Origin of the sequence: Rhodococcus sp. 14-2483-1-2 (assembly GCF_002259405.1) — a bacterium.
Classification (GTDB): Bacteria; Actinomycetota; Actinomycetes; order Mycobacteriales; family Mycobacteriaceae; genus Rhodococcoides.
In genome coordinates this window covers 536,948-563,878 of record NZ_NPFW01000007.1, presented here as the reverse complement: position 1 = coordinate 563,878, position 26,931 = coordinate 536,948, and the positions used below count along the sequence as shown (strand labels likewise).

Here is a 26,931-nt window from a genome sequence, read left to right as displayed (position 1 = left end):
CTCACCTACCCGTTGGTAGCGCTCCCCACACAGAATTCCGCGAAGGTTCGGTCACCATCCATCGCCGCGCCGTCGGGCGGACTTGTCGCTGGGAAGACTGGTCGAGTGCGCATCGTCCAGCTCGCCAACTTCTACGGACCACGGTCCGGGGGATTGCGGACGGCCGTCGACCAGCTCGGATCGGGGTACGTCGCCGACGGCCACGAGGTGACTCTGATCGTGCCGGGAGATCGACGAAGCGAGACGCTCCTGCCGTCGGGAGTGGTGCGCATCGAGGTGCCGGCACCGCAGATCCCGCTCACCGGCGGGTATCGGGTGGCCGACCCGCGTCGGGTGTCCTCGGTGGCGGCCGGACTGCGGCCCGACGTGATCGAGGTGTCGGACCGACTGACGCTGCGCGGAATGGGTGCCTGGGCCGCGCGCCGAGACGTGCGCAGCGTGATGATCTCCCACGAACGCCTGGACCGACTGCTTGCGCAGACGATGCCGATGCGCTGCGCCCGCCCCATCGCAGACCTGGCCAACCGTCGCACCGCCGACTCGTTCGACGCCGTCGTGTGCACCACGGAGTTCGCGAGACAGGAGTTCGACCGCATCGGTGTTCGCAACGTGCACCGAGTGCCGCTCGGCGTGGATCTCGACCTCTTCCATCCGCGTCGCCGGCAGGCAGGCGAACGATCCGCATGGCTGGGCAGTGCCGACCGACTGCTCGTGCACTGCGGCCGGCTCTCGGTGGAGAAGCACGTCGAGAGAAGCATCGATTCACTTGCTGCACTGTGTGATTCGGGAATGCGGGCGCGGCTGATCATCGCCGGCGACGGCCCCCGCCGAGCCGGTCTCGAACGACGCGCCCGCGGTCTGCCCGTCGACTTCCTCGGTTTCGTCGACGGCAGATCGGCCGTCGCAGCCCTGCTGGCCTCGGCGGACATCGCTCTCGCGCCGGGACCACATGAGACGTTCGGGCTCGCCGCATTGGAATCGCTCGCCGCAGGCACCCCCGTCGTCGTCTCGGAGACCTCGGCGCTGGCGCAGATCGTCACCCCGCACTGCGGCGGATCCTCGGAGAACACCGCAGACGGATTCGCCGCCGAGATACAGCGAGTTCTCGAACTACCGGTCGACGGCCGCCGCATCGCCGCCAGGTTGCGCGCCGAACAGTTCGGATGGCCCGCGTCGGTGTCCGGAATGCTTTCCGTACTGGGCGGTCGCGTGGCCTGAGATCTTCGCTACCCTGAACGCATGGAGGCAAGGGATCTGAGAGTGTCCGATGCCGAACGCGAACACGTCGGAGAGCTGCTGCAGCGCGCCGTGGGCCAGGGCATGTTGTCGCTCGGCGAGTTCACCGAGCGAATGGACACCGCATTGGCGTCGAAGACCCGCGGTGAACTGAACTCGGTTCTCGCCGACCTGCCCGGGATGCAGATCGCCGAGGAGCATCGCCCGGCACCGAAACCCTTCGCCGCGCCCACCCCGCAACCGGCCCCGGGCCGCGTCGTTCAGGAGCACTGGGGGCACAGCAGCGGCGCGTCGGACACACTGCGCGGCACGATGTCCACGGTCACCCGTAAGGGGCCGTGGAACGTACCTGCGAATCTGCGCGTCTCCACCCGCATGTCGACGGTGACACTCGACTTCACCCAGGCGGTCATGTCGACGCAGGTGGTCGAGATTCACGTCGACGATTACTGCAGCACCGTGACACTGATCGTGCCGACCGAGGCGACGGTCGATCTCAACCGCGTCGAGACGGTGGCGGGTAGCGCTACCAACAAGGTTCGCACCGGCCCGCCGTACGGGCCGCTGCATCTTGTGGTCTCGGGCAAGGTTCGCTTGGGTTCGGTGACCGCCAAGCATCCGTTCGGTAGCTCGATCCGTCGTATGTTCGGCTAGCGAGGCGCTTCTACTCGAGTGATCCGAGTAGCACTACTCACGCTTTTCGACCGCGACGGTCGCAGGATCTAACCCATGACTTCTTCCCAGAACTCCGGGCTGGATCCGCAACTCGTCGCGCGACTGTCCAGCCGCTTCGATTCCCTGGGCGACCACATGCGCCAGGTGGCCGTCGATCTGCAGACGTTGCAGTCGCAGCTCGGTGCAGCAACGGCTCCCGCTCCGACGCGGCAGGCACCCGCACCGCCGGCTCCTGCCGTTCCGCCGCCGGTCGCGTCGCCGCCGTTGCCTCCGCAGCCCTACGGTCAGCCGTTCGGCCACCCGGTCCGTCAGCCGACGGGCCGGCAGATGTTTCGGCCCCAGCCCGCCATGACCTACCCCGCACCACCCCGGGGGCCGGTCGTCGCGCCTCGACCGCCGGCTCCGCCGCGCGAACCGTGGTGGCAGCGTGACGGTGTCATCAGTCGTCTGTTGGCTGTCGCAGGTGCGGGCGTCACCCTCGTCGGTGTGGTGATGCTGCTCGTTCTCGCCGCACAGGCCGGGTGGTTCGGTCCTCCTCTGCGGGTCGCCGCGGGTGCAGTGTTCTCACTCGCGTTGATCGGTGCAGGCGTCCGAGTGTTCGGCCGATCGGGCGGCCGCGTCGGCGGAATCGCCCTCGCCGCTACCGGCATCGCAGGCCTGTACCTCGATGTACTCGCGACGTCCGTCCTGTACGGCTGGCTCGATCCCGTACTCGGGCTGATCACCGCATTCGGAATTGCCGCAGCCGGAACGGCACTCGCAGTGCAGTGGAAGTCGCAGCCGATGGCGGTGCTGATTCTCGCCGGCGTCGCGGTGTGTGGACCGGTGCTGACCGACGGCCTCACCCTGACCCTGATCGCGTTCCTCATCGCCACGTACGTCGCCAGCTTCCCGGCTCAGGTCGGCCGCAATTGGCAACTCCTGCAGGTCGTTCGGACCGTACCCCTCGTCGGTGCGGTGCTGGCTGCCATCGCGAGTGTCGATCTGTCCGGATCCACCGGCGACCTCTGGCTACTCCTTGCCGTCGTGTCGGTGGCCGTCTTCGGCATCGGTACCTCACTGGAGTTGTTGCGCCGCAACATCTCCGATGTGGTCGACACCGTCATGATCGCTCTCGCATCTGTGCCGGTGCTGGTGTCCGCAGACGTTTTCGATCGCGCCGCGACCGTCTCTGTCCAACTGGTTCTTGCTGCTGCAGCTGTGGCGATCGTGATTCTGGTGAGCTGGTTGCCGGGGCACGCTCGCATCACCGTCGCGGTGATCGGAGCGCTGGCGACGCTGCAGGCCGCAGTCGAGTCGACGACCCTCGAGATTCGCCCGGTCGTGCTGTTCGCCGTCGCGTTGGCCCTGATCGCGGTGGCCCACAGCACCCGCTCGACACTCGCATACTCGATCGGCAGCGGATTCGGCGTGATCGGCGCACTGATGTTCGTCTCGGTCAGTCCGCCACAGGCGCTGCTGGACTCCGATCACGCAGTGGGCAGCGTCGGTATCACCCTGGGCGGAATCCTGCTCGCTGCAACGGCATTCGCCTTTGCCTACGTGCTGGCAGAACTGAAACTGGTCGACGACGAACTGCAGACCCTCGGCATCGTCTCCGGCGTACTCGCGCTGTACGGCCTGACGTCGGCAACGGTGACTCTCGGCATCGGAATCGGCGGCGAAACAACAGGATTCACCGCAGGTCACACCGCGGCAACCATCGAGTGGATGATCGCAGCCTTCGCACTCCTGGCCTTCGGGCTACGCAGCGTCACCCACGCTCATCTGGCCCTGCTGGCCGGACTGTCCCTGACCGCCGCGGCCATCGCAAAACTGTTCCTGTTCGACCTCGTCGCCCTGGACGGACTCTTCCGGGTCATCGCCTTCATTGCAGTGGGACTACTGCTGCTGATCGCCGGCACCCGATACGCCAAGGTGTTCGCGGACCGAGAAAGTGCGGCAGTTTCCTCCTGACCCCCTGCTGCGTCAATGGACCGTTGCATACGTCTCGGCGGTGCAGTGGTCCATTGACGCGTGTGGGGTGGGGCGGCGGCGCGTCAGTCGTCTTTCGGAACCGTTTCGCCGAGTCCGAGTTTGCGTTGCATGCGCTTCATACCGGCCGGTGCCCACCAGCTCGCGTCGCCGAGCAATTTCATCGTCGCTGGAACCAGGAACATCCGAATGACGGTCGCATCGATGATGAGGGCGGCGATCATGCCGTAGGCGATGTATTTCATCATCACCAGATCCGAGAACGCGAATGCTCCGGTGACGACGATGAGAATCAACGCTGCCGCGGTGATGATGCGTCCGGTATGCGAGGTGCCGATGTGAATGGCTTCGCTTGTGCTGGCACCATTTTCGCGAGCTTCGACCATGCGGGAGAGTAGGAACACCTCGTAGTCGGTGGACAGTCCGAAGACGATGGCGGCGATCAGCAGCAGAATCATCGCCATGATCGGCCCGGGCGTGAAGTTCAGCCACGCCGCGCCGTGGCCGTCGATGAAGATCCACGTCAGAATGCCCATCGTGGCACCGAGTCCGAGGGTCGTCATCAGCACCGCCTTGATCGGCAACACCAAGGAGCCGAACGTCAGGAACATCAGAACCGTGACGATGAGAACGACCAATACCGCCATCAGGGGTAGACGATCCACCAGTGCATCGATCGAATCCCGTTCGATTGCAGGCGTTCCCGTCACTTCCATCGAGGTGCCCTCGGGAGTGTCGATGCTGCGCAGGAACTCGATGGCGGGCGCTGCGTCGTTGCGATCGATCAGTCCGGCCTTGAAGACGATGATGCCGTCCTTGCTGGCGCCGACCGGGGTGAACTGCTCGACCAGGCCGGGTGCGTTGTTCGCCTGGGTGGTGATGGCGGCGAGGTTCGACCCCTGGGCGTTCTGGATGACCAATTCGATCGGCTCGGTGCGCTGGCCGGGGAACAGTTCGTCGAACTGTTCCTGCGCCACCCGCGTCGGATTGTCCGGTGGCAGATACGTTTCGTTGATGCCGCCGAACGCGAGGTTCCCGATCGGAAGCGTCAGCGCCAGCAGTCCGAGCACGATGGTGACGACCACCTTGATGGGGTTGCGCATCACCCAGGTGGTGAGCTTGCCCCACATCCCGTTCTCGATCTCCTCCGAGGACTTGGTCTTGCGCATGAATGCCAGACCGAGCGCGTCGACGCGTGGCCCCAGCATGGACAGAATGGCCGGCAGGACGGTGATCGCAGTCAGCGCTGCGAGTGCAACCGTCGCAATCGAACCCAGGGCCACCGACCGCAGGAACCCGTGCGGAAACAGCAACAGACCGCCGAGGCACGCGACGATGATCGTCGCCGAGAACGCCACCGTACGACCGGCCGTCATGACCGATCGACGGACGGCATCGGGCGTCGACCGGCCGTCACCCAGTTCCTCTCGGAAACGCGACACGATGAACAGTCCGTAATCGATCGCCAGGCCGAGTCCCACCAGAGACACCACCGGTGCGACGAAGGTGTTCACTTCGGTGAAGTGGGTGAACAGCTTCACGATGCCGTTGGCACCGACGACGGTCAGCGCTCCGACGATGAGCGGCAGCGCAGCGGCCACGACGCCGCCGAACACGAAGAACAGCAGCACCGCCACTGCCGGGATGGCGAGGATCTCCATGCGGTGGATGTCGTCGGTCATCGTCGACTGGAGTGCGGCCGCGACGGCTTGTTGGCCGGCGACCTGTACGTCGACGCCGTCGATGTAGAAGGCGCTCTGGACGGCCTGGAAGTTCTCGGTCAGCTCGGTGTCGTTGGTGCCGACGATCGCGATGCTGGCGATGGCGTGCTGTTTGTCCGTGGTGCCCAGCGCCGCCAGCACCGGGGCTTCGGCAGTCCGGAAGTAGCTGCCGTTGATCTTCGCGATGCGGTCCGGGTGATCGGCCACCAGTGAATCGAGATTGGCGACGACCGCAGCGTCGAATGCCGGGTCATCGATGGTCGACCCCTCGGGCGCGGTGTAGAGGACGATCACATCACCTTCGGCATTGCGGCCGAACGTCTCCTCGGCGAGGTTGTTCGCAGCAGCAGATTGCGACGTGGGATCGTCGAAACCGCTCTGGCTCAGGTGGTCGGTGAGATCCCAGCCGTACGCCGCCAGGATCGACAGCCCGGCCACCATGACACCGAGAACGGTGTACCGGAGTCGGTGGACGAAATTTCCCCATCGAACGAACACGTGTGTGCAACTCCCCCGGATCCACGCGACTACCGCCGCCTCGTCGGCGAACAGTTCGGCCGACGAGGCAAGCCAATCACATCTGCGTCAGCGTGAGCGGTTGCGCTCGCGCGCGAGCAGTTCGCTGACGCTGAGCACGTGTCCGTTCTCGCCGCCGCGATGACGACCGCTGTCGCCGCCCTCGGTGGTCGGTGCGGCCCGGCGACCCGACGGCTTCTCGGACGGGGATTCGTTCGACGCGGATCCGTTGCTGCCGTTGCGATCGGTACCGGTCGGCTCCGTGCCGTTCCGCTCGGACCCGTTGCTGCCGTTGCGTTCGGTGCCGGTGCGTTCGGAACCGTTGTTGCTGTGGCCGTTGCGTTCGGCACCGTTCTGCGGCGAGCTGTTCTCGTCGGGACCGGTGTGGTTCGAGTCGGTGTGGTTCGAATTGCTGTGATTCGAACCGTTCGAGGTCGAACCGTTGCGCGGTGTGCTCGGGGGTGGTGATGCGCTGGGCGCTCGCAGGTCGGCGAGCCAGCTCTCGATGGAACGCGAATCCGGTTCCTCGGCCCGAGGTGCGCGAGCAGCCCGGGTTCGACTCGGCGGTGCGACCGGCGGACGCGGTGCGCTCGGTCCGCGGGGCGGCTGAGCCGACGGGGGAGCAGCCACCGGGTTGATCGGCGGTGCGGGCCGGACGACGTCTGCTGCCTGGGTCGGTTCCGGTTCGACGGTCGGGCGCGGGGCCACCGGTCGGCTCGGGGCAGGCCGAGGAGCGGGTTGTTCCTGCGGAGCTGCCTGGGTCGGGGGAGGGGTCGCGGTAGGTCGAGCGGCCGGTGCCGGAGGTGTGGCGGGAGCACGGGTCGGCTCGGGTGGGGTTGCCGGACGCCCCGTCACGCTGCGCCGGGATTCTTCCTTCGCGGCGTGGGTCGCCCGGATGGGTCCCCCGCCGTGTGGTGCGACCACTGGAATGGGTTCGGTGAGCGGCTCGTTACGGCGCGGTGCCGGACGCATCGGCGGCGCGACCGTACTCGACGGTGCACCGCCTGCGAGCGCGAGCTCGGGCACGTTGTCGATGGGGAGCAGCTCGTCCTCGAGGATGGTCTCGCCGAGTCCGAGTTTCTTCTGGATTCGCTTCATCCACTGCGGTGCCCACCAGCAGTCGTCGCCGAGCAGTTTCATCGTCGCCGGCACGAGGAACATGCGGATGAGGGTGGCGTCGATGATGAGGGCGGCGATCATGCCGTAGGCGATGTACTTCATCATCACCAGATCCGAGAACGTGAACGCTCCGGTGACGACGATGAGGATCAGGGCCGCGGCGGTGATGATACGTCCGGTATGCGAGGTTCCGATACGGATGGCTTCGCTTGTGCTGGCACCCTTTTCGCGAGCCTCGACCATGCGGGAGAGCAGGAAGACCTCGTAGTCGGTGGACAAGCCGAACACAATCGAGATGATCAGCACCAATACCGGAGCCATGATCGGACCAGGGGTGAAATTCATCAGCCCCGCCCCGTTGCCGTCGATGAATATCCACGTCAATATGCCCATGGTGGCACCGAGGCCGAGGACGGTCATGAGCACCGCCTTGATCGGCAACACCAACGATCCGAACGTCAGGAACATCAGCAGCGTCACGATGAACACCACCAGGACGGCCATCAACGGAAGTTTGTCGATGAGTGCACTGATCGAGTCCTGCTCGATGGCAGGTGTGCCGCCGACGAGAACCGACGCTCCTTCGGGCACGTCGATGCTGCGGAGGAAGTCGATAGCGGGCTTGGAGTCGTTGCGATCGACCAGCCCGGCCTTGAAGACGATGATGCCGTCCTTGCTGGCCCCGTTGGGAGTGAACTGCTCGATCAAACCTGGCGCATTGTTGGCCTGGTTGGTGATCGCTGCGAGGTTGGCCCCCTGCGCATTGCTGATCACCAACTTGATCGGCTCGGTGCGCTGGCCGGGGAAGAGCGAATCGAACTCGCCCTGCGCTTCGCGGGTGACGTTGTCGGGAGGCAGATAGGTCTCGTTGATGCCGCCGAACTTGATGTTGCCGACCGGCAGCGTCAGGAGCACCAGGCCGAGCACGATGGGCACGGTGACCTTGACGGGGTTGCGCATCACCCAGCGGGTGAGGCGGCCCCACATGCCGTTCTCGATCTCCTCGCTCGACTTGGTCTTGCGCATGAACTTCAGACCGAGCGCGTCGACGCGAGGGCCGAGGATGGCGAGCATCGCGGGCAGGATCGTGATGGCCGTCAGGGCCGCGAGTGCGACGGTGGCGATGGAGCCGTAGGCCACGGACTTGAGGAAGCCCTGCGGAAACAGCAACAGACCACCGAGGGACGCGACGATCATCGTCGCGGAGAACACCACGGTTCGACCGGCCGTCATGACCGTCCGGCGCACGGCCTGTGGCGTCGAGTAGCCGTCGCCGAGTTCCTCTCGGAATCTCGAGACGATGAACAATCCGTAGTCGATGGCCAAGCCGAGGCCGACGAGCGAGACCACGGGTGCGACGAACGAGTTGACCTCGGTGAAGTTGGTGAACACCTTCACGATGCCGTTGGCTCCGACGACCGTCAGACCACCGATGATCAACGGGAGCGCGGCGGCCACGACGCCGCCGAAGATGAAGAACAGCAGCACCGCAACGGCAGGGATGGCCAGGATTTCCATGCGTTGGATGTCGCCGGCCATAGTCGACTGCAACGCGCCTGCGACGGCTTGCAGGCCGGTCACCTGCACGTTCACGCCGTCGATGTAGAAGACGTCCTTGACGGCTTGGAAGTTGTTGGTCAGTTCGGTGTCGTTGGCACCGGCGATGGCGATGCTGGCGATGGCGTGTTGTTTGTCGGTGGTGCCGAGCGCGGCGAGATTGGGCGCGCCCGTCCCGGGGAAGTAAGTGCCGTTGATCTTCTCGATCTGGTCCGGATGGTCGGCGACCAGAGAGTTCAAATTGTCGGTGATCGCCGACTGGAACGCCGGATCGTCGATGGTCGAGCCCTGCGGCGCGGTGTAGAGGACGATGACGTCACCCTGCTTGTCGCGACCGAAGGTGGTGTCTGCCAGACGGGCGGCCTGAGCCGATTCCGACGTCGGATCGTCCCAACCGCTCTGACTGAGATGGCTGTTGAGATCGAGACCGTAGGCGGCGAAGCCCAGCAGTCCGGCCACCATGACACCGATAACGGTGTACCGCAGCCGGTAGACGATGTCTCCCCATCTGGCGAACACTTAAGAAACTCCTTGGCGCCCGACGAGCAGGGCGGACAGCGGTCGGAAGGGCTGCAGCCACGCGCCTTCGTCGGGAAGCGAATCCAGACTCACCCGTGGCAGTGGCTCGCGGAAGACACCCGGGATGTCCTCGAGGTCGAGGAATTCCAGGATGTCCGACGTGACAGCCCAGCTTGCGTGCTCCCGGAAGCCCAATACCTGTACGGGCACTCCGGTTGCTGCGATGGCCTCCAGCGGCCCCTTGAACGCCTGACCGTCGGCGGACGCGACCATGACCCCGGCGAGGCCGCCGTCACGGTTGCGGAAGTCGATGTGGTCGAGCATGTCTGCGTCGACGTCACTGTCTTCGTCGACCTTGGGCTTGGCGAACACCGCGAAGCCCACGTTACGCAATGCTTCGACCCAGGGTCGGACCACATCTGCGCTGCCGGGGGCGATGTTGGTGAACACCGTGGCCTCGGGTTCGAGTGTCGCGGTGCCGGAGGTGGACAGTTCGGCGGTGCGGCTGAGCAGCCATCGGCCCAGGGCATCGAAGCGCGGACGGTAGGCGGCGGTGGGTCGGCCACCCAGAATTGCGCCGAGTCCCATGTCCAGGTTCGGCGCGTCCCAGACCAGCAGGACGCGTTTGCTGTGGCGCGATTCACCGATCGCGCCGAGTTCTGAGGGGTCGACCACGGTGTCGGGCATGTCCGTACTGACGCTCATGCTGTCTTCTTTCCCCAGATCAATTCCGTCACCGAGCTACCGACCAGCTGTGCCTTGCCCTCGAACTTCGTCACCGGTCGCTCGTGTGTCATGGGCGATTCCCAATCGAGAACGGTCAAACCGGGCTCGGCGTTCCCGGCCTCGGCAATCCACTCAGCGTATTCGGCATGATCGGTGGCCACGTGCAGAACGCCACCGGGCTTCAACCGATCCGCGATCATCGCGAAGGTCGGACCCTGCAGCAGTCGACGCTTGTGGTGCCGAACCTTGGGCCACGGGTCGGGGAAGAAGACGCGGACGCCGGTCAACGACTCCGAGGACAGCATGTTCTCGAGCACGTCCATCGCGTCACCGCGGAGCAACCGAACGTTCTCGATGCCTTCTCGTTCGATCTGCTGCAGTGTCTGGGCCAGGCCGGGTCGGTAGACCTCGACGGCCATCAGGTTGACGTGCGGCTCGGCCGAGGCCATTGCCGTGGTGGCCGTGCCCGTACCCGAGCCGATCTCGAGAATCGCCGGGCCGCTGCGCCCGAACCAGGCGTCGACGTCGATCTGCTCGTCGGCGACGTCGCGACCGATGCGCGGCCACAGGTTGTCCCAGGTGGTCTGCTGCGCTTCGGTCAGCGCTCCGCGCCGAGAGCGGAAACTCGTCACGCGGGGGTACAGCCGTGAGCCCCGTTCCTGGGTCTGCGCGGCGTTCTCCTCGGTGTCGACAGAGGTGTCCTGGGGCTCGTTCACCGGTCCATTGTCGCGCATCGGCGGGGCGTGTGACAGGTGGGTCTCGAGTTGAAGTTGAGACTTGCGGTCCTGCCGCTGATCAGCGCCAGGACGAACCCGCCTAATTACAACCGTGCAATTTCTCTCGACCGGCTCACGAGCGCCCGCGTGTGCCAGAATCGGTGCCGCAGCAGGGGGCTGTGCGTCGACTCTGTAACGTGGCGGCGGGGTCGTTCTGGGGGGAATCGATCATGGACGTCGCCGAGGCAGGTCTGGGCCGATTGCGTGACCGCGCTGCGTCGAGCGACGCACATGCAGCCGTCGAATCCGCCGTCCACGAGCGCCTGCGGCCGATGACCGCACGGGTGACCGGCCGCACCGGCGTCGGGAAGTCCGCGGTTCTCGCCGTTGTCGGGTCGGTGTCGCTCGACGCCGACGGCCTCGATGTCCGATGGCACGAGGGCAGAACGGACAGCAGCGAGGGCGAGGTGCTCGTCCACGTGATCGCGGGTGCGGTGTCGCCGGTCGACACCGCACTGCTCGGTTCCAGGCCGAAGGATGTTCTGGACGGGACCGTCGTCGTGCTGACGAAGGCGGACACACTCGACGATCCCGCAGCCGCGGCCGCAGCGGCCTCGGAGCAGCTGGGGCGGACGGTGCTGCCGGTGATGGGAACGACCGCGGCGGGATTGCGAGGAGTGGGCCGGGCCGGTGCGCCCCTGGACATGGCCGACGTGCGAGCCGTCGCGTCGGCCGATCTGCGCCCGACCGACCTGATGACCGTCGAGCGGTTTCGCGCCGCCGACATCGCGGTGTCGACGCGTCGCAGAGACGCGCTGATCGAATGCATCGAACTGCGAGGTCTCGCTCTGCTCGTCGACGTACTGCGGCAGCGACCCGCTGTGTCCGACGCCGATGCGGTGCGCATGCTGGCCGACGCCACCGGTGCCGACGCCCTGATCGCCGCCGTCTCCACGGCCGTGTCGGCGGCCGCGGCGGCTCGGGACGCCGAAATGCATCGCACAGTGCAACAGATCTCCGCCGGCCACCGGCGGGTTCGTGACGCCGTCGAGTCGTACCTGGCCTCCGACGAAGCGGTGGCTGCCGAGATGCGCTACGCGGCTCTACGTCTGGGGGTGCCGATCGAGACCGGTTCGGAGCAGGTCGCGTTGGAGCAGGCGGTGCTGTGGAAGAGGCGGGCGGCCGCTGCCGGTGACCCCGACGTGCGCCGCGCGGCACTCGCGCTGTGTCGAGGGCACGTGCGAATGCTGCGCCGATGACCCCGCTCTCGGAAGACATGAAAAGCGTTCTACGACGCTGGAATTCGAGTGCACTCGACGAGATAGACAGGGCGAGGGGCAGCAGACCTGCAGGGGTTCACCTCACCGGTACCGCTGGGTCGGGCAAGTCCGAACTGCGCCGTGAGCTGTCCCGGCTCGGCGGCATCGAGTTCTCGGACTCGGTAGCCGACGCAGCCGTCGTGATGATCGTCGTCGACGCGTCGGCTCCGGTGGGCCGCGTCGAGGTCGAGCAGTGGCGAGCAGCCCTCGAATCCACGCCGGTCGTGTTCGTGGTGAACAAGATCGACGTGCATCGGCACTGGCGTGAAATTGTCTCGGCCGACAGTGACGTCGTTGCCGAGTGCGTCCCACGGGCGGTGGAGTGCACGTTCCATCCGATCTCGGTTCGGTTGGCGCGCACGGGCCGGGAGAGCGGTGACACAGCGATGTCTGCCGAGTCGGGTCTCGGAGCAGTGGCAGACCGACTGGGCGCGCTGCTGCTGGAGGCCACGGCTCTCGGATCCCAGCGCAAATATGCTGCGGCAGTGCAGGACTGCGCATCCGGAGCCAGAGCGTCGATCGTGGCGAGAGCGCGCGCGGTGACCGGGGGCGGTGATACGGCCGAACTCCGAGCGCGGCGAGCCGAGCTCGTCGGCGAACGAGAGAATCTAGGTGGCGATCGACGGGCGCTGCTGCACAACCGAATTCAACGGGTGCGCGTGGAGTCTCTCCATGTCGCCGCCGAAGATTTCCGCGCCCTGGTTGCCGAGGCCAAAGCCACGATCGACGGAGCCGGACGTGCAGAACTCACGCACCTTCCGGTGCATGTCGCCGAGTCCGCGCGCGGAGCCCGGAATCGAGCCGACGCGGCGCTCACGGCCCGCTTGCGGACGGTGCAGACCGATCTCGGGCTCACGCCGATACCGGCGGAATCGAGTGTCGCGGACGACCCGCTCGACATCGGGGAGCCGTCCCGGCGTCGGGGAATCGAGGATCTCGTCATGATCGTTGTCGGCGCGTCGGCGGGGGTAGGACTCGGGCGGCTGGTGGTGTCGCCGATGGCGCTCGTGCCGGCCTGGGCCGTCGCCAACACCGTGATCGCCCTCGTCCTCGGTGGTGCGCTCGCCTGGTGGATCACGCGCTCGCGGGCGCTCGTGGCCGACCGTGCCCACCTGCGCGGCTGGATGCAGGAAAGCCTCGCTCGGGTGAAATCGTCGGTGGAGCAGCGATTGCTCTCGCGGATTCTCGATGCCGAGTCGATGCTCGCGTCCGCCGTCGCGACCGCGGACAGGGACGCAGTGGCCCGCATCGACGTCGCACTCGCCGAGGTCGATGCCGAGCTGCGTCGGCTCGCCGACCACCGATCGGCGCTGCTGTCTGCCTGCGATCGCGATCTCTCGGCACTCGAACGGGGGCTCGAGCGATTCCGCGGACCCGATCGCGGTGCGTTCGTGCCCCGCGAACCCGTCCATTTCTCCGCCGCGCACGCGGAACCGTTCGACGAGCCGGTGCGTCGGAGTCAGTAGGTGCAGTGTCGGGTTCGAGGGGAGGAGCGTCGATGATCGCGGTGGATGGCTTCGCAGCAGGGGGATTCCTCACGGAGGAGGTCGACCACCACGATGTCGACGACCCGGGTGCGCCCGCGGTCTCGACGGACCTGTTCGATCTCGACGGAGACGGCCACTACGAGACCACCGTACGACGTACCGACGCCGGGATGACCGTGGCGACCGACGTCGACGGCGACGGTGTGACGGACAAGTTCACAGCGTTCGGACGTGACGGGCAGTACCGATCCTGGGAAATTTTTCGAGAAGCGAACGGTATCGGCCGGGGTGAAATGACCGAATCGGGTGAGCTGTAGTCCGGATGTCCGCAGGGGGTGTCGCCGCTGGTAGACGCCTTCTTGCGCGGATCTTTCCCTATCTGAATCGGTCCTGTGACTAATCGGACAACACCCTGTTTCCGGATTTACGTCGCTCGGCGTTAACCTGAACAACAGGACACCCGGCGCTCGACCCTCGGCTTGCTGTACCCGTTACGATGGTGTACTGCGGCTCGAACGGTCGAGCAGCGCCCCGCCGAGAGGGGAAAACCGAGATCTGCTCGCGCATGTTGCCCACAGTGATCGTGCGAGTACTTCCCGGTTCCGGCTCACCCCAGGAGAGTTAGATGACCTCAGCCACCATTCCCGGTTTGAGCGGCACCGACAATGTGCCGACTCGACACAAAGAACTGCTTGCCTGGGTTGCCCAGGTAGCCGAACTGACCGAACCGGATTCCGTGGTGTTCGCTGACGGATCCGACGCCGAATGGGAGCGCCTGACCGGCAAGCTGGTCGAGGCAGGCACCTTCACTCGTCTCAACGACGAGAAGAAGCCCAACTCGTTCCTCGGCAACTCCGACCCGTCGGACGTTGCTCGCGTCGAGTCGCGCACGTACATCTGTTCCAAGGAAGAGATCGACGCCGGTCCCACCAACAACTGGATGGAACCGTCCGAGATGCGGACGCTCATGACCGATCTCTACCGCGGTTGCATGCGCGGACGCACCATGTACGTCGTGCCGTTCTGCATGGGCCCGCTCGACGCGGCCGACCCCAAGTTGGGCGTCGAGCTCACCGACTCCGAGTACGTCGTCGTCTCGATGCGCGTGATGACCCGCATGGGCCAGGCCGCACTCGACAAGATCGGTGACGACGGTTTCTACGTCAAGGCGCTGCACTCCCTCGGCGCTCCGCTCGCCGAGGGCCAGGCCGACGTGCCGTGGCCGTGCAACGACACCAAATACATCACGCACTTCCCCGAGGATCGTGAGATCTGGAGCTACGGATCCGGCTACGGCGGCAACGCCCTGCTCGGCAAGAAGTGCTACTCGCTGCGTATCGCGTCGGCGATGGCTCACGACGAGGGCTGGCTCGCCGAGCACATGCTGATCCTCAAGCTGATCTCGCCGGAGGACAAGGCGTACTACATCGCCGCGGCGTTCCCGTCCGCGTGTGGCAAGACCAACCTCGCGATGATTCAGCCGACCATCCCGGGCTGGCGTGCCGAGACCATCGGTGACGACATCGCATGGATGCGTTTCGGTGAGGACGGTCGTCTCTACGCCGTCAACCCCGAATACGGCTTCTTCGGCGTCGCACCGGGTACCAACTGGGACTCGAACCCCAACGCGATGAAGACCATCGACCAGGGCAACTCGGTGTTCACCAACGTCGGCATGACCGACGACGGCGACGTGTGGTGGGAGGGCCTCGAAGGCAAGCCCGAGCACCTGATCGACTGGAAGGGCAACGACTGGACCCCCGAGTCCGGAACCGATGCCGCGCACCCCAACTCGCGCTACTGCGTGCCGATGGCCCAGTGCCCGTCCATGGCTCCCGAGTGGGACGACCCGAAGGGCGTGCCGATCTCGGCGATCCTGTTCGGTGGACGTCGTAAGACCACCGTTCCGCTGGTGACCGAAGCTCGTGACTGGCAGCACGGAGTGTTCATGGGAGCCACCGTCGGCTCCGAGCAGACCGCTGCCGCCGAGGGCACCGTCGGAACCGTCCGACGCGACCCGATGGCCATGCTGCCGTTCCTCGGCTACAACGTCGGCGACTACTTCCAGCACTGGATCGACCTCGGCAAGAACGCCGACGAGTCGAAGCTGCCGAAGGTGTTCTACGTCAACTGGTTCCGTCGCGGCGACGACAAGCGCTTCCTGTGGCCCGGATTCGGTGAGAACTCGCGCGTGCTCAAGTGGATCGTCGAGCGCATCGAGCACAAGGCCGCAGGCATCGAGACGCCGATCGGTGTGGTCCCCACCGCCGAGGCACTCGACATCGACGGACTCGACACCACCGTCGAGGACGTGGCCGAGGCACTCGCGGTGAACTCCGACGAGTGGAAGGCCGAAATCCCGCTGATCCAGGAGTGGTTCGACTTCGTCGGCGAGAAGCTGCCCACCGGAATTCAGGACGAATTCGACGCCCTCAAGCAGCGCCTGGGCGCGTAGTATTCACGACACAGAACGGGGCTCACCGAGGGGTGGGCCCCGTTCTGGCTGTGTGGGTAAGCTCGGTTAGGCAGTGAGCGCGGCTGCCCCGGCCAAGGTGCCGAGTCCACCCAGAGCAGCGGGTACCACCTGCAGACCGTCGAGGAATTTCAGACGCGCGTGCAGCGCGATCGACTCCTGAATCGGATTCCACAGCGGCGGGCCGGCTTGAGCGAAGCCACCACCGATCACCACCATGCGTACGTCCACCAGTGCGACGGCCGACGCGATCGCCTGACCCAGTGCCACTCCGGCGCGCTGCAGTGAGGTGATGGCGACCGGCTCCCCGGCGGCCGCATCGGCGGCCAATTCGGTTCCGGTGCTGCCGGTCCAACCCAGCTCGCGCGCCCATCGCACCGCCGACGGCCCACTCGAGACGGTTTCCACGCATCCGATTCCGCCGCACGCGCAGGGCGTCGTCGAACCGGGAACGACGATGTGGCCGATGTGCCCGGCGTTACCGCTTGCACCGGCGACGATCTTCCCGCCCAGCACCAACCCACCGCCGATGCCGGTCGACACCACCAGGCTCAGCACGTCCGGAACTCCTACGGCGGCACCGAAGCGGTGCTCACCGAGTGCCGCTGCGCTGCCGTCCATCGCGAGGCGGATGTCGGCTTCGGGGAAGACCTCGGCGATGTGATCGCGCAGACCGAAGCCGGCCTTCCACTCGTCGATGTTGATCGGTGCGACCGACCCGGTCTCGAGATCCACCGGACCGGAGCAGGCGACGCCGATACGAGTGACAGTGGCGGGTTCGGTCGTGTGTCGAAGCAGCTCGGCGCAGGCGTCCCAGACATCGGACTCGGGCGTCGGCACCGTGACCGGATTCTCCGGCCGCCCGTCGTCGCCGACGAGTGCCGCCGTCATCTTGGTGCCGCCGATGTCGAGTGCGAGTGCCGTCATCGTTCCAGGCTATGTGTTCGGTTTCAGGACGAGGACGAGGTTGCTGCCGAGGAACTCGCGGAGTATCGGAACGCGCATCATCCACCATGCCCAGCGGGGATGGTAGCGCGGGAATGCGGCCAGTAGCGTCGCATTGGGAGTGCTTCGTGCCCAACGTAATCCGTCTGCGGCGCTGATGTCGAACAGTGATTCGCCGAATCGATTCTTCGGTTCGTGACCGGTGGTCCGGGCGTAGCGGCGGGCCGCGTACTCGCCGCCGAGGTAATGCCAGGGCCGGGTCTCGTGGCCGCCGAACGGACCGAACCAGATGGTGTACGAGAGGACCGTCAACCCGCCGGGCTTGGTGACCCGCAGCATCTCCTCGGCCATGGTCCACGGCTCGCGGACGTGCTCGGCGACGTTCGAAGAGAAGCAGATGTCGACACTGTTGTCACGGAACGGTAGTGCCATGCCGGAGCCGCGCACCGAACCGGGAATCTGCAGACCTGCCGCGTGCATCTCGGACGCGTCGGGCTCGACGGGCAGGTAGCGCGCGCAGCTCGCACCGAAGACCTCGGCGAAGTATCCGGGTCCGCCGCCCACGTCCAACACGGTCGCCGCGGACATGTCGGTGCCGGTCAGACCCCGATACAGATCGCCGATCAGCTCCACGGAATCGCGGGCCAGTGCGCCGTAGAAGATGTCGGGAGCACTCTGCTCGTGTCCGAAGTCCTTCAGCAGACTCACCGAGCGGCGCAGTGTCGCGCGAGAGGCGAACAGACGTGTCACGGCGGAAGTCACGAAGACGAACCCTAGCGGTTACTGTGGCAACGGTAATCGACGGCGGTCGAGAAACGAACATGCGGAAATTGGGTGAAGCGGGCTGTGCGCGAGGTTCTGTTGCTGTGCTGGCGCGATACCGGGCACCCGCAGGGCGGCGGCAGCGAGCGATACCTCGAGCAGGTGGGCACAGGTCTGGCTCGACGCGGCGTCCGCGTCACGCTGAGGACGGCGTCGTACCCCGGAGCTCCCGCCGAAGAGATCGTCGACGGGATTCGCATCAGTCGCGGTGGTGGACGCCTGTCGGTGTATCCCCGCGCCCTGGCCGCCATCGCAGCCGGACGGCTCGGTTTCGGCCCGCTCAAAGGCATTGCACCCGACGCGGTGATCGACACCCAGAACGGCATTCCCTTCTTCTCACGTGCCGCGCTCGGCGTACCGGTGACATTGCTGGTGCACCATTGCCACCGCGAGCAGTGGCCGGTCGCGGGTCCGCTCATGGCCAAGCTCGGGTGGTGGCTCGAATCGACCGTGTCCCCGAGGGTTCACCGCCGCAATCAGTACCTGACGGTGTCGTTGCCGTCCGCGGACGAGTTGGTCGCACTGGGCGTCGACCGCGAGCGCATCGCCGTGGTGCGCAACGGAGCCGACGAGATTCCCCTGGCGGTGCCCGAGGGTGACGAGAGCACCCGCACCGCGCACCCGTCGCTGACCGTGCTGTCCCGGTTGGTTCCGCACAAGCAGATCGAGGACGCCCTCGACGTCGTCGCCGCGCTGCGGGGCCGAATTCCGAACATTCACCTCGACATCATCGGCGGCGGTTGGTGGGAGCAGAACCTCCGCGACTACGCGAGTGAACTGGGGATCGATCGATTCGTCACTTTCCACGGTCATGTGGACGAGGACCGCAAGCACGCGCTGCTCGGTCGCTCGTGGGTGCACGTGATGCCGTCCCGCAAGGAGGGTTGGGGTCTGGCGGTCGTCGAAGCAGCTCAGCACGGCGTGCCGACCGTCGGCTACCGAAGTTCCAAGGGCCTCACCGATTCCATCATCGACGGCGTCACCGGAGTTCTGGTGGGCGGGCTTTCGGACAGTGAAGAGGACCGGGACGTCTCCGGTCTGACCGCTGCCGTCTCGGAACTGCTGCAGGACGCCGCAGCCCGAACTCGCCTGGGCGAGAAGGCGCGAGTGCGCGCAGGGGAGTTCTCCTGGGAGCAATGCGCAGAAGGTGTCTACTCGGTGCTCGACGCGACGACGCGTGGCTCGTGGTCGTCAGGGCTGGTGGGTGCGCAGCACTCGGATTCGGCCCAGCAGTCCTACCGCTAGTCCGCCGAGAAGTAGTAGTGCCCACGCGAGGTGGGCAACGATCACGGCTGCAGCTGGGCGGCTTTCGGTGAGCACGGGATCGGGTACTCGGTAGAGAGTGAGCTCCTCGTCGGAGTACGCGATGTCCAGTGAATTCAGTGTCTGCGAAGATTCGCCGAGCTCGCCGGGGGTGGTGTTCTCCACCAGTACCCAGCCGACACCCAGCTGTGCGATCACGTTCATGGATTCGCCTGCGAGCAGCGCATTCTGGACCTCCGTCGCGCGCGCCCCCTCACCCCGCACCGTGCCGCCCGCGACGATGAGCTCGCCGGTCTGCAACACGTCCGACGGCAGCATCCGCGGCGCAGGATCGAGAACGGGAGCACTGCCGCTGTACGAAAAGCGGCGGAACATCCCGGCCGGTAGTACCGCGACATCGCCTGCGGTGCTCTGCACTTCGTCTGCGACCGCCTGCCAGGACGCCGGGTACGCCACCGGCCGCATCGAGTTCCCGACGCCCCAGGCCAGGTCGGGTAGTGCGATCAGCAGGGCCAGTATCGCAACGGCGCTGCCGAATCGGGTGCGCTGGACCGCGCTCAGCGCGGTTGGTTGCACCGGATTCGGTCGACGCCGGGGAGTAAACGCAGCCGCGGCGGCCAACGCATAGATCGGCATCGCCAGCGCGACCCATTTCTGCGAGTCCCGGAGCAGACCGGCACCGGGCACCGTCTCGCCCAGAGCCCGGGCGACTGCCAGCCCCGGTCCCGTCGCTGCCAGCGCAGGAGCTGCAATGGCAAGCAACGCAACGACAGCGAGTCCCAGGATCACCGGATTTCTTCGGCGCCTGATCAGCGGCCGCACCCCGAACGCGACGACGGTCAACAGCAGCGCCGTGCCCACGAACGCGAAAATGCTTGTACGAGAGGCGGGTACAGCATCGGAATTCCAGATTCCGCCGAGGCCGGCCAGGGAGCCGAGGGTACCGAGGCCGGGCTCGGCACGAGCCGCGAACGCCGCCCACCCCGCCGGATCCGTCTGCTCGACGCCACCGCCGGACACCGCCGTCGCCACCAGCCACGGTGCCGACGCCACCGCCGCCAGTCCGAGGGTGCCGACCACGCGCAGGCCGCGTCGGGCACCCCCGGGGAGGGCGAGGACCACCAGGGCGATGGTCGCGGCGAGCAACGCGCCGGTGGGGGTGAGCCCGGCAGCAGCGAGACAGACTGCGAGTGCCCACCAGGAACGACTCTGCCGGACCGCGAGTGCAGCGACCACGGTCCACGGCAGAGCGGCATAGCCGACGAGCAGGCTCCAGTGTCCCTGCAGCAGTCGCTCGGCGACGTACGGGTTCCACACGGCCACCGTCGATGCGACGAGCAGCGCGGGTAGTGGGGCTGTCGGCAGTACCTTCTGCGCCATGACGGCCGCGCCCCATCCGGTCAGCCACAGGGCCAGCAGCAGAATCGTCTTGACCACCAGGCCACCGTCGAACACCGTCGTCAGCGCGGCAATAGCGGCGTCCTGCGGCACTGCCCTCGCGGCCGCGTCGGCGATTCCCCAGGCGGAGTCGGTGAAGTAGGAACGGGGAGTGCTGACGGCGTCGCGCAGCAGGAGATAGCCGGGGCCGAGAAGCGGGCCGAGAATCACCACGGCGAGCAGCAGGCTGTAGAGCGGCGGTGTCCACCTCGACCTCGACCACGCCATGATCGGCACCCTATACCGTGGGCTCATGTCTTTCCGCGCCTCGTCCGAGGCAGACCACACGGCGGGTGCCTCGGTCGCCGGGATGGGGATGGTGACCGCCGGTTCGATGTTCGCGAACGTTGCGGCATACCTGCTGCAGGTTCTCGCGAGCCGGTTGCTCGGCGTCGAGGGCTACGGAGAATTCGCGAGTCTGCTTGCTGCGCAATTGGTTCTCGCGGTTCCGGCGTTGGCGTTGCAGTCCGTCGTTGCGCGTGAAGTGGTGCGCGGGCGCAGTTCTCGTGAACTGCGAACAGTGGGGTATCGGTGTGCGGCGGTGGTCGGGGTCCTCGCCCTGGCACTGGCCCCCGCACTGTCCGCGGCCATGGACGTCTCGATGGCGGCGACCGTGTCGGCGGTCATCGCTGCGCCGGTGCTGGTGTTGTTGGCCGCCGAACAGGGCTTGCTGCAGGGACGTGGGCGCTTCGCAGCCCTGAGCGTCGTGTTGGCCGCCGCCGGCTTCGGCAAGGTGGCTCCGGCCGTGCTGGTGTTGGTGCTCGGCGGTGGGCCCGGTTCGGTTCTGTTGGCCACGGCCGCGGGCATCGGCGTGGTGGCGCTCGGTGCGCGGTGGACGGCCGGGGTGCCGGTGAACTCGGTGTCGGAGACCAAGGTGACCGTTCTGGCCGTGCTGCAGGCCTCGCAGGTGCAGCTGGTGTTGATCGCGATGTCCGCGCTGGATCTGGTGCTGGCGCGCACGCTGCTCAGCTCCAACGAGGCCGGGCTGTACGCCGTCGGAGCCGTCGCGTCCAAGGCGGCGTTCTGGTTGCCGCAGGCCGTCGGTGTCGTGCTGTATCCGCGGATGGCGAACCCGCTGCATTCTGCCTCCGCTGTGCGGTCGGCTCTGGCCGTCGTCGCGGGGCTCGGTACGGTTCTGGTGATCGGCGGTGCACTGGCGTCTCCGCTGTTGCCGTTGGTGGTGGGCGACACGTATTCCGGTGTGCAGGAGTACGTCTGGCTGTTCGTGCTGCAGGGTGCGTGCCTGGCCGTGCTGCAGAGCGCATTGCTGTGGGCAATCGCGGGCGAACGCACCCACCTCGCTCTCGTCGCCTGGTTCGCCCTCGGCGTCGAGGTATTGCTGCTGCTGTTCGTGGCGTCGACGCTCGCGCAGTTCGTCGTCGTCGCCGCAGTCACCGCCGCGGTGACGATGGTGGTGGTATGCAGCCTGGTGTTGTGGGGGAACCGCGTCAGTCCTTCGCGGGTCTGATCTCGCTGAGGATCTCGAAGTCGACCTCGCCGGCCAGCGCCAAGTAGATCGGCTGCGAGACATGGCCGTTGGACAGGGACAGTCGACCGCGGGCACCGGTGAACGACACCGAATCGGAGATGGATTCGATGACGCCCACATCGGTGGTGCCGGCCCTGTTCACCAGTGCACCCAGCAGCTTGATGCCCTCGTAACACGATTGCCCCAGAGCACCGACGATCGGCGCGTCGACGCCGAACGCACGGGCGAATCGGCCGGAGAATCCCAAACTGTCTTCGGTGGCCAGTGTTTCGAAGTATCCCGAGGCGACATAGAGCCCGTGTGTGTTCTCTCCGCCTGCCGCGATCAACATGTTCTCGTCCATCAGCGGACTGAGTCGAACGCATCGGACGTCGAGTCCCGCTGCAGCGAATTGCTGATGGAAGTACACCGCGTCGTCGCCGAGGAGCAGAACTACGGCACCGTCGGCCCCTGATCGTTCGAGCGCGCCGACGGAGGTGGCGAAGTCGGTGCTGCCGACCGGCCTGAACTCGGCGTGCACCACGCTGGCCCCGAGTTCCCGGAGCCGGGCGGCCGCGATGGTGGCGCTCTTGCGCGGCCAGACGTAGTCGTTTCCGACGATTGCCCACCGTCTGCGTCCGAACTCGCGGACCAGGAAGTCCAGTGCCGGGACGAGTTGGTTGGTGGGTGTCTCGCCGGTGATGAACAGGCCCGGATAGCGGTCACCGCCCTCGTACAGGGACGTGTAGACGTAGGGGATTCGGTTCGTGGCCACCGGAATCACGGCTCGACGGACTGCCGAGGTGTGCATCCCCGCGACTGCGTCGAGGGTGCCTGCGTCGAGGAGGGTCGAGACCTCGTGGGCGACGGCGGCCGGGTCGCGACCACCGTCGATCGAGATCAGCTCGACGCGCCGGCCCAGTACACCGGCGGCGGCATTGAGTTCGTCCCGTGCCAGCTGGGCCGACAGTTCACTCGACGGGCCGACCAGGCCGAACGGTCCGGACATCGGAAAGATCAGACCGACGCGAAACGTGTCGAACCGATCGCTGTTCATCGTGCTGTCCGTCCGATCCGTGTCGATTCGCTGCTCGCTTCGCCCTAGAATCGCTGAGGAGACTGTAGCGCCGCAGGCGAGGTAAGAGCAGAGGGGCATGATCGCGTGAATCACGACGAGGCTGGTTCGGCCGCTCGTTTGCTCACCGTCGTCGAGCGCGCCGTCTCGGATCGGTTGCGCGGTGCGCTCGTCCCGTGGGAGCTCGATCTCGAGGAGTGGCGGGTGCTGTCGTTGCTGTCGGACGGCGAAGGCCACACGATGGCCGAAACCGCGGAGTTCGCGCTGCTCGCGCCGCCGACGCTGACCAAGGCCGTCAACCGGCTGGTCTCCAACAATCTCGTGCACCGTCGTACCGGCACCGTGGATCGTCGTCAGGTGCTCATTCGCCTGACCGCGCGTGGGCGCGCCAAGTACGACGAGGCGGCTCCGGTCATGGAAGCAGTCGCGGCCACTGTGTTTCCGTCCGAATCCGAACGTGAGCAGTTGCAATCCTTGCTGCGTTCTCTCGAGACCAACGCGAAGGCGTCCTCGGTCACCCTGTGATCGTTGCCGGGTTCCGGCATTTGCTCGAATTCGGCAGTCCCTCGCCTGGTCGTGAACTTTCGTGATCTCCTTTTAACATGTTTCACGTTGCAATAGTGTCCACGGAAAGTATTGTTCCGATGCAGCGCAGCCAGCGCTCTCACCGCGAACCGAAGTGGACACCAGTTCATGAACATGAAGAAGTACTTCGAGGGGCCAGCGACCAGCCTCGACGACCAGATCGAAAGTTACGCAACCTCTCGCGTGCCCGACGATCAACGATGGCGACGGCCGGCGATCCTGCTGGTGCTCACCGGCAACGTCACCGCGATGTTCTGGTTCGCGCTCGGCGGCCAGATCGGCTTCCTGGTGGGGTGGCCGATGTTCCTGATCCCCGTCGCCTACATGGTGATCGGCGCAACGCTGGTCGGCAGCCTGATCATGCGTATTGCCAGCCAGGAAGGCCTGTCGCTGCCACTGCTCACCCGCGGACTCGGCTTCGGCACCAAAGGATCGGCCGTGGCCTCGCTCGTCTACGCCGTGAACTACGTCTTCTACTTCATCTTCGAGGGCAGCATCGTCTCGCACGGCCTCAGCGAACTCGCCGGCATCGACATCAACTCTGCCTGGGCGACAGTGGTGTTCGCACTGGTCGCCCTCGTTGCGCTGTTCTTCTCCTGGCGTGGAATGCACTCGATGAACATTCTGCAGCGGTTCGGTATGCCGATCTTCCTGATTCTGTTCGCCATCGGCATGTACATGCTGGCCAGTGGATACGTCCTGGTGGGGCCGGGCCAATGGGAAGCCACCGGCGGGTTCACCGCAACCGCGATGTGGCAGGCGTTCAGTCTTGCGAACGGACAGGTGGTGTTCCAGGCTCTCATCGCCACCGACTACGGACGTTTCGTCAAGAAGAGCGTCGGCTACGTGGGCACCGCGGGGCTCATGCTCGCGGAGCTGCTCATGATCGTCGTGGTGATGATCCTCGGTGTCTTCCTCGGCTTCACCATGTTGCGCCACTTCACCGGAAGCACTGCCACACCAGAACTTTCGGCCACCGATCCTGGGCTGTATTTTGCCGTCGTGATGGGACTGCTCGGCGTGATCTTCGCCGTTGTCACCCAGGTGCGCATCAACGTGATGAACCTGTACTCCGGGTCGCTGGCACTGTCCAACGCCTGGGACGTGCTCTCGCCCCGCAAGGTCGGACGCCAGTGGTGGATGGTCGCGCTACTCGTCGTCGGCGTGCTCTGCTACCCGGTAAACATCCTGCAGTACACCGACAAGTTCCTGGCCGTCACCGGGATCATGACCAACACCTGGATCTTCATTCTGCTCGCCGATTACTTCGTCTGCCGACGAATGCTCGGCCTCGCACCGCGGAACAACATCGAGTTCCGCGAAGGGCGAGTGCGTAATTGGAACCCCTGTGGCATTTTCGCCATGGCGGCAGGCGTGGCCGTGGGCGGACTCGGCGTGTTCGGTCTCTACCCGTCGTACTACGCCTCGTTCATCGCGATGCTGCTCGGGCCGATCATCTACATCCCACTGACGATGGCAACGCGGGGGAAGTACTACGAACCACCTGTCTCCACCGAAGCTCCGACAATCGAAAGGACTGTGACGTCATGACATTCACCGCAGCGGCCATCCAGTTCGAACCCACACTGTTCGCCAAGGACGCGAATGTCGCCGCGCTGGCAGAGCTGGTCGACAAGGCCGCCTCCGACGGGGCCGAATTGATCACCACGCCCGAGATGGCCACCACCGGTTACTGTTTCCATGATCCCGGGGAGGCATCGACCGTCGTCGAGCAGATCCCCGGACCCACCACCGATACGTTCGTCGAGATCGCGGCCCGTCGCGATTGCTACATCGTGCTGGGGATGCCGGAAGTCGATCCGACAAGCGGGTTGTTCTACAACAGCGCAGTTCTCATCGGACCCCAGGGAATCATCGGTACCCATCGCAAGACACACCCGTACATCGCCGAGCCCAAATGGGCAGCTCCGGGGAACCTGGGCCATCAGGTGTTCGAGACCAGGCTCGGCCGAATCGCGATGCTGATCTGCATGGATCTGCACTTCGTGGAGACCGCTCGCGTGGTCGCACTGCAGGGCGCCGACGTGATCTGCCACATCAGCAACTGGCTGGCCGAGCGAACTCCGGCTCCCTACTGGATCAGTCGAGCCTTCGAGAACAACTGCTATGTCATCGAGAGCAATCGATGGGGACTCGAACGGACGGTCCAATTCAGTGGCGGCACATGCATCATCGAGCCCGACGGAACCGTCACCGGCCGGATCGACGTCGGCAACGGCATCGTCGCCGCCGAGATCGACATTCGGCGTACCCGCGAGTGCGGGCCCGCGCGTCGACCTGAGCTGTATCGGGAACTCCAGACGAACACGTACACCTGGAACCCTCTGGACTTCTTCACCCTGTACGGCCACTCGCCGCTGCCCGCAGGCGAGACGTCTGCGGTGACCGTGGTGCAAAGCACGCCGGGTACATCGGTCCAGAGCAACCTCGCGGACATCGAGGCCTGGATCCAACAGGTCTCCGGCACAACGGATCTCGTCGTCTTTCCCGAGCTGTCGATCACCGGACCGGTCTCGGCAGCTCGACCGCCTCGCGACGTCGCCGAGACTGCCGACGGGCCCTCGCTCGCACGGATCGCGGACCTCGCGGTTCGGCACGGCATGTCGATCGTCGTCGGCATCGCCGAGCGCGACACCGATACCGAGCGGGTGTACAACTCGGCCGTCCTGCTCGGAACCGACGGAGCCCGCACAACCTACAGACAGATCCACCTGTCCGCGGAGCATGCGCCGCTGTTCGACGGCGGCGACACCTGGGCAGTCGTCGATCTGCCCCTGGGACGAGTCGGTCTCCTCGTCGGCAACGATGCGCTGCTACCGGAATCGGGCCGAGTGCTCGCGCTGCGCGGGTGCGATCTGATCGTCTGCCCATCCGCACTGGCGGGTACCTTCGTCGGATCGCACCCCGGAACCGAGATTCCGCTCGCCGCCGAGGTTCTCACCGGGCCCGACGCCACCCACTGGCACCATATGCGCGTGCGCGCCGGCGAGAACAACGTCTACTTCGCCTTCGCGAATGCCGTCGACCTCGACCGCGGAATCACCGGACACAGCGGAGTGTTCGGGCCGGACACATTCGCATTTCCTCGAACGGAAGCCATCGTCGATGCATCCGAACCAGGCCACGCGACGAGCGTTATCGACACCACCAACCTCGACGGGCCGTACCCGACCAACGTCGTACGACGCAAAGACCTCGTCCTGATGCGGCAACCCCACCACTACGGGATTCTCTCGACCGCCTGAGAAAACACCAGTGGCGTGGTTAGGTGCCCCCA

Annotated in this window: 20 protein-coding genes; 12 read left to right on the top strand and 8 right to left on the bottom strand. The window is 65.9% G+C overall.

All coding sequences use genetic code 11. The features are described from left to right. Window positions 1-105 precede the first annotated feature (105 nt). From CH295_RS07325 to CH295_RS07315, 3 genes are all read left to right on the top strand, one after another. Complete coding sequence (locus tag CH295_RS07325) at window positions 106-1,218, top strand: glycosyltransferase (RefSeq protein WP_094635221.1); 1,113 nt, start codon at window positions 106-108, stop codon at window positions 1,216-1,218. Window positions 1,219-1,239: 21 nt separating this feature from the next. Then, entirely contained in the window at window positions 1,240-1,890 is a 651-nt protein-coding gene (locus CH295_RS07320; protein ID WP_037195953.1) for a DUF1707 SHOCT-like domain-containing protein, read from the top strand. Between the two features lie 75 nt (window positions 1,891-1,965). Further along, the gene (locus CH295_RS07315) at window positions 1,966-3,867 is read left to right on the top strand and encodes a DUF2339 domain-containing protein (RefSeq protein WP_170945788.1); all 1,902 of its coding nucleotides are present in this window, start codon (window positions 1,966-1,968) and stop codon (window positions 3,865-3,867) included. Window positions 3,868-3,950: 83 nt separating this feature from the next. On the opposite strand, the gene CH295_RS07310 is transcribed toward CH295_RS07315, so the two are convergent. The 4 genes from CH295_RS07310 to trmB form a co-directional block, all read right to left on the bottom strand. Continuing rightward, window positions 3,951-6,104: an MMPL family transporter gene (locus CH295_RS07310; protein WP_094740211.1), complete on the bottom strand. Its 2,154-nt coding sequence runs from the start codon at window positions 6,102-6,104 to the stop codon at window positions 3,951-3,953. A gap of 87 nt (window positions 6,105-6,191) precedes the next feature. Continuing rightward, complete coding sequence (locus CH295_RS07305; RefSeq protein ID WP_094740210.1) at window positions 6,192-9,317, bottom strand: MMPL family transporter; 3,126 nt, start codon at window positions 9,315-9,317, stop codon at window positions 6,192-6,194. After that, complete coding sequence (locus tag CH295_RS07300; RefSeq protein ID WP_230596533.1) at window positions 9,318-10,004, bottom strand: NYN domain-containing protein; 687 nt, start codon at window positions 10,002-10,004, stop codon at window positions 9,318-9,320. 14 nt (window positions 10,005-10,018) lie between these two features. Further along, a complete protein-coding gene (trmB, locus tag CH295_RS07295) occupies window positions 10,019-10,777 on the bottom strand; it encodes a tRNA (guanosine(46)-N7)-methyltransferase TrmB (protein ID WP_037195945.1) in 759 nt (252 codons plus the stop codon). A 212-nt stretch (window positions 10,778-10,989) separates the two neighbouring features. Between trmB and CH295_RS07290 the strand changes: the two genes are divergently transcribed. The 4 genes from CH295_RS07290 to CH295_RS07275 all read left to right on the top strand — a co-directional run bounded on the left by CH295_RS07290 (window position 10,990) and on the right by CH295_RS07275 (window position 16,020). Continuing rightward, window positions 10,990-12,018 carry a hypothetical protein gene (locus tag CH295_RS07290; RefSeq protein WP_094740209.1) on the top strand — a complete coding sequence of 343 codons (1,029 nt, stop codon included), beginning with the start codon at window positions 10,990-10,992 and terminating at the stop codon, window positions 12,016-12,018. Beyond that, window positions 12,015-13,544 carry a P-loop NTPase family protein gene (locus tag CH295_RS07285; RefSeq protein WP_094740208.1) on the top strand — a complete coding sequence of 510 codons (1,530 nt, stop codon included), beginning with the start codon at window positions 12,015-12,017 and terminating at the stop codon, window positions 13,542-13,544. The genes CH295_RS07290 and CH295_RS07285 overlap by 4 nt, the downstream gene beginning before the upstream one ends. A 32-nt stretch (window positions 13,545-13,576) precedes the next feature. Then, window positions 13,577-13,882: a DUF6802 family protein gene (locus tag CH295_RS07280; protein WP_052048118.1), complete on the top strand. Its 306-nt coding sequence runs from the start codon at window positions 13,577-13,579 to the stop codon at window positions 13,880-13,882. Window positions 13,883-14,190: 308 nt separating this feature from the next. After that, entirely contained in the window at window positions 14,191-16,020 is a 1,830-nt protein-coding gene (locus tag CH295_RS07275; RefSeq protein ID WP_037195939.1) for a phosphoenolpyruvate carboxykinase (GTP), read from the top strand. A gap of 66 nt (window positions 16,021-16,086) precedes the next feature. Here the strand turns inward: CH295_RS07275 and CH295_RS07270 are convergent, their stop codons facing one another. Together CH295_RS07270 and CH295_RS07265 are read right to left on the bottom strand one after the other, a co-directional pair. Next, entirely contained in the window at window positions 16,087-16,965 is an 879-nt protein-coding gene (locus tag CH295_RS07270) for an ROK family protein (RefSeq protein WP_094740207.1), read from the bottom strand. Between the two features lie 9 nt (window positions 16,966-16,974). Further along, window positions 16,975-17,745: a class I SAM-dependent methyltransferase gene (locus tag CH295_RS07265; protein ID WP_252341947.1), complete on the bottom strand. Its 771-nt coding sequence runs from the start codon at window positions 17,743-17,745 to the stop codon at window positions 16,975-16,977. 84 nt (window positions 17,746-17,829) lie between these two features. Between CH295_RS07265 and CH295_RS07260 the strand changes: the two genes are divergently transcribed. Continuing rightward, window positions 17,830-19,050 carry a glycosyltransferase family 4 protein gene (locus CH295_RS07260; RefSeq protein ID WP_094740320.1) on the top strand — a complete coding sequence of 407 codons (1,221 nt, stop codon included), beginning with the start codon at window positions 17,830-17,832 and terminating at the stop codon, window positions 19,048-19,050. Here the strand turns inward: CH295_RS07260 and CH295_RS07255 are convergent. Then, a complete protein-coding gene (locus CH295_RS07255; RefSeq protein WP_502694468.1) occupies window positions 18,997-20,733 on the bottom strand; it encodes an MmpA family trehalose lipid delivery protein in 1,737 nt (578 codons plus the stop codon). The two genes, CH295_RS07260 and CH295_RS07255, sit on opposite strands and share 54 nt — an antisense overlap. A 25-nt stretch (window positions 20,734-20,758) precedes the next feature. Between CH295_RS07255 and CH295_RS07250 the strand changes: the two genes are divergently transcribed. Then, window positions 20,759-21,973 carry an MATE family efflux transporter gene (locus CH295_RS07250; RefSeq protein WP_170945787.1) on the top strand — a complete coding sequence of 405 codons (1,215 nt, stop codon included), beginning with the start codon at window positions 20,759-20,761 and terminating at the stop codon, window positions 21,971-21,973. Here CH295_RS07250 and CH295_RS07245 read toward each other — a convergent pair. Beyond that, entirely contained in the window at window positions 21,954-23,030 is a 1,077-nt protein-coding gene (locus CH295_RS07245) for a substrate-binding domain-containing protein (RefSeq protein WP_094635229.1), read from the bottom strand. The two genes, CH295_RS07250 and CH295_RS07245, sit on opposite strands and share 20 nt — an antisense overlap. Window positions 23,031-23,135: 105 nt before the next feature. Between CH295_RS07245 and CH295_RS07240 the strand changes: the two genes are divergently transcribed. From CH295_RS07240 to CH295_RS07230, 3 genes are all read left to right on the top strand, one after another. Beyond that, window positions 23,136-23,573, top strand: a complete 438-nt coding sequence (locus CH295_RS07240) for a MarR family winged helix-turn-helix transcriptional regulator (RefSeq protein ID WP_094635230.1) — start codon at window positions 23,136-23,138, stop codon at window positions 23,571-23,573. A 168-nt stretch (window positions 23,574-23,741) separates the two neighbouring features. Then, the gene (locus tag CH295_RS07235) at window positions 23,742-25,184 is read left to right on the top strand and encodes a purine-cytosine permease family protein (RefSeq protein WP_094635231.1); all 1,443 of its coding nucleotides are present in this window, start codon (window positions 23,742-23,744) and stop codon (window positions 25,182-25,184) included. Next, the gene (locus CH295_RS07230) at window positions 25,181-26,899 is read left to right on the top strand and encodes a nitrilase-related carbon-nitrogen hydrolase (protein WP_094740204.1); all 1,719 of its coding nucleotides are present in this window, start codon (window positions 25,181-25,183) and stop codon (window positions 26,897-26,899) included. The genes CH295_RS07235 and CH295_RS07230 overlap by 4 nt, the downstream gene beginning before the upstream one ends. The last annotated feature ends 32 nt before the right edge of the window (window positions 26,900-26,931 follow it).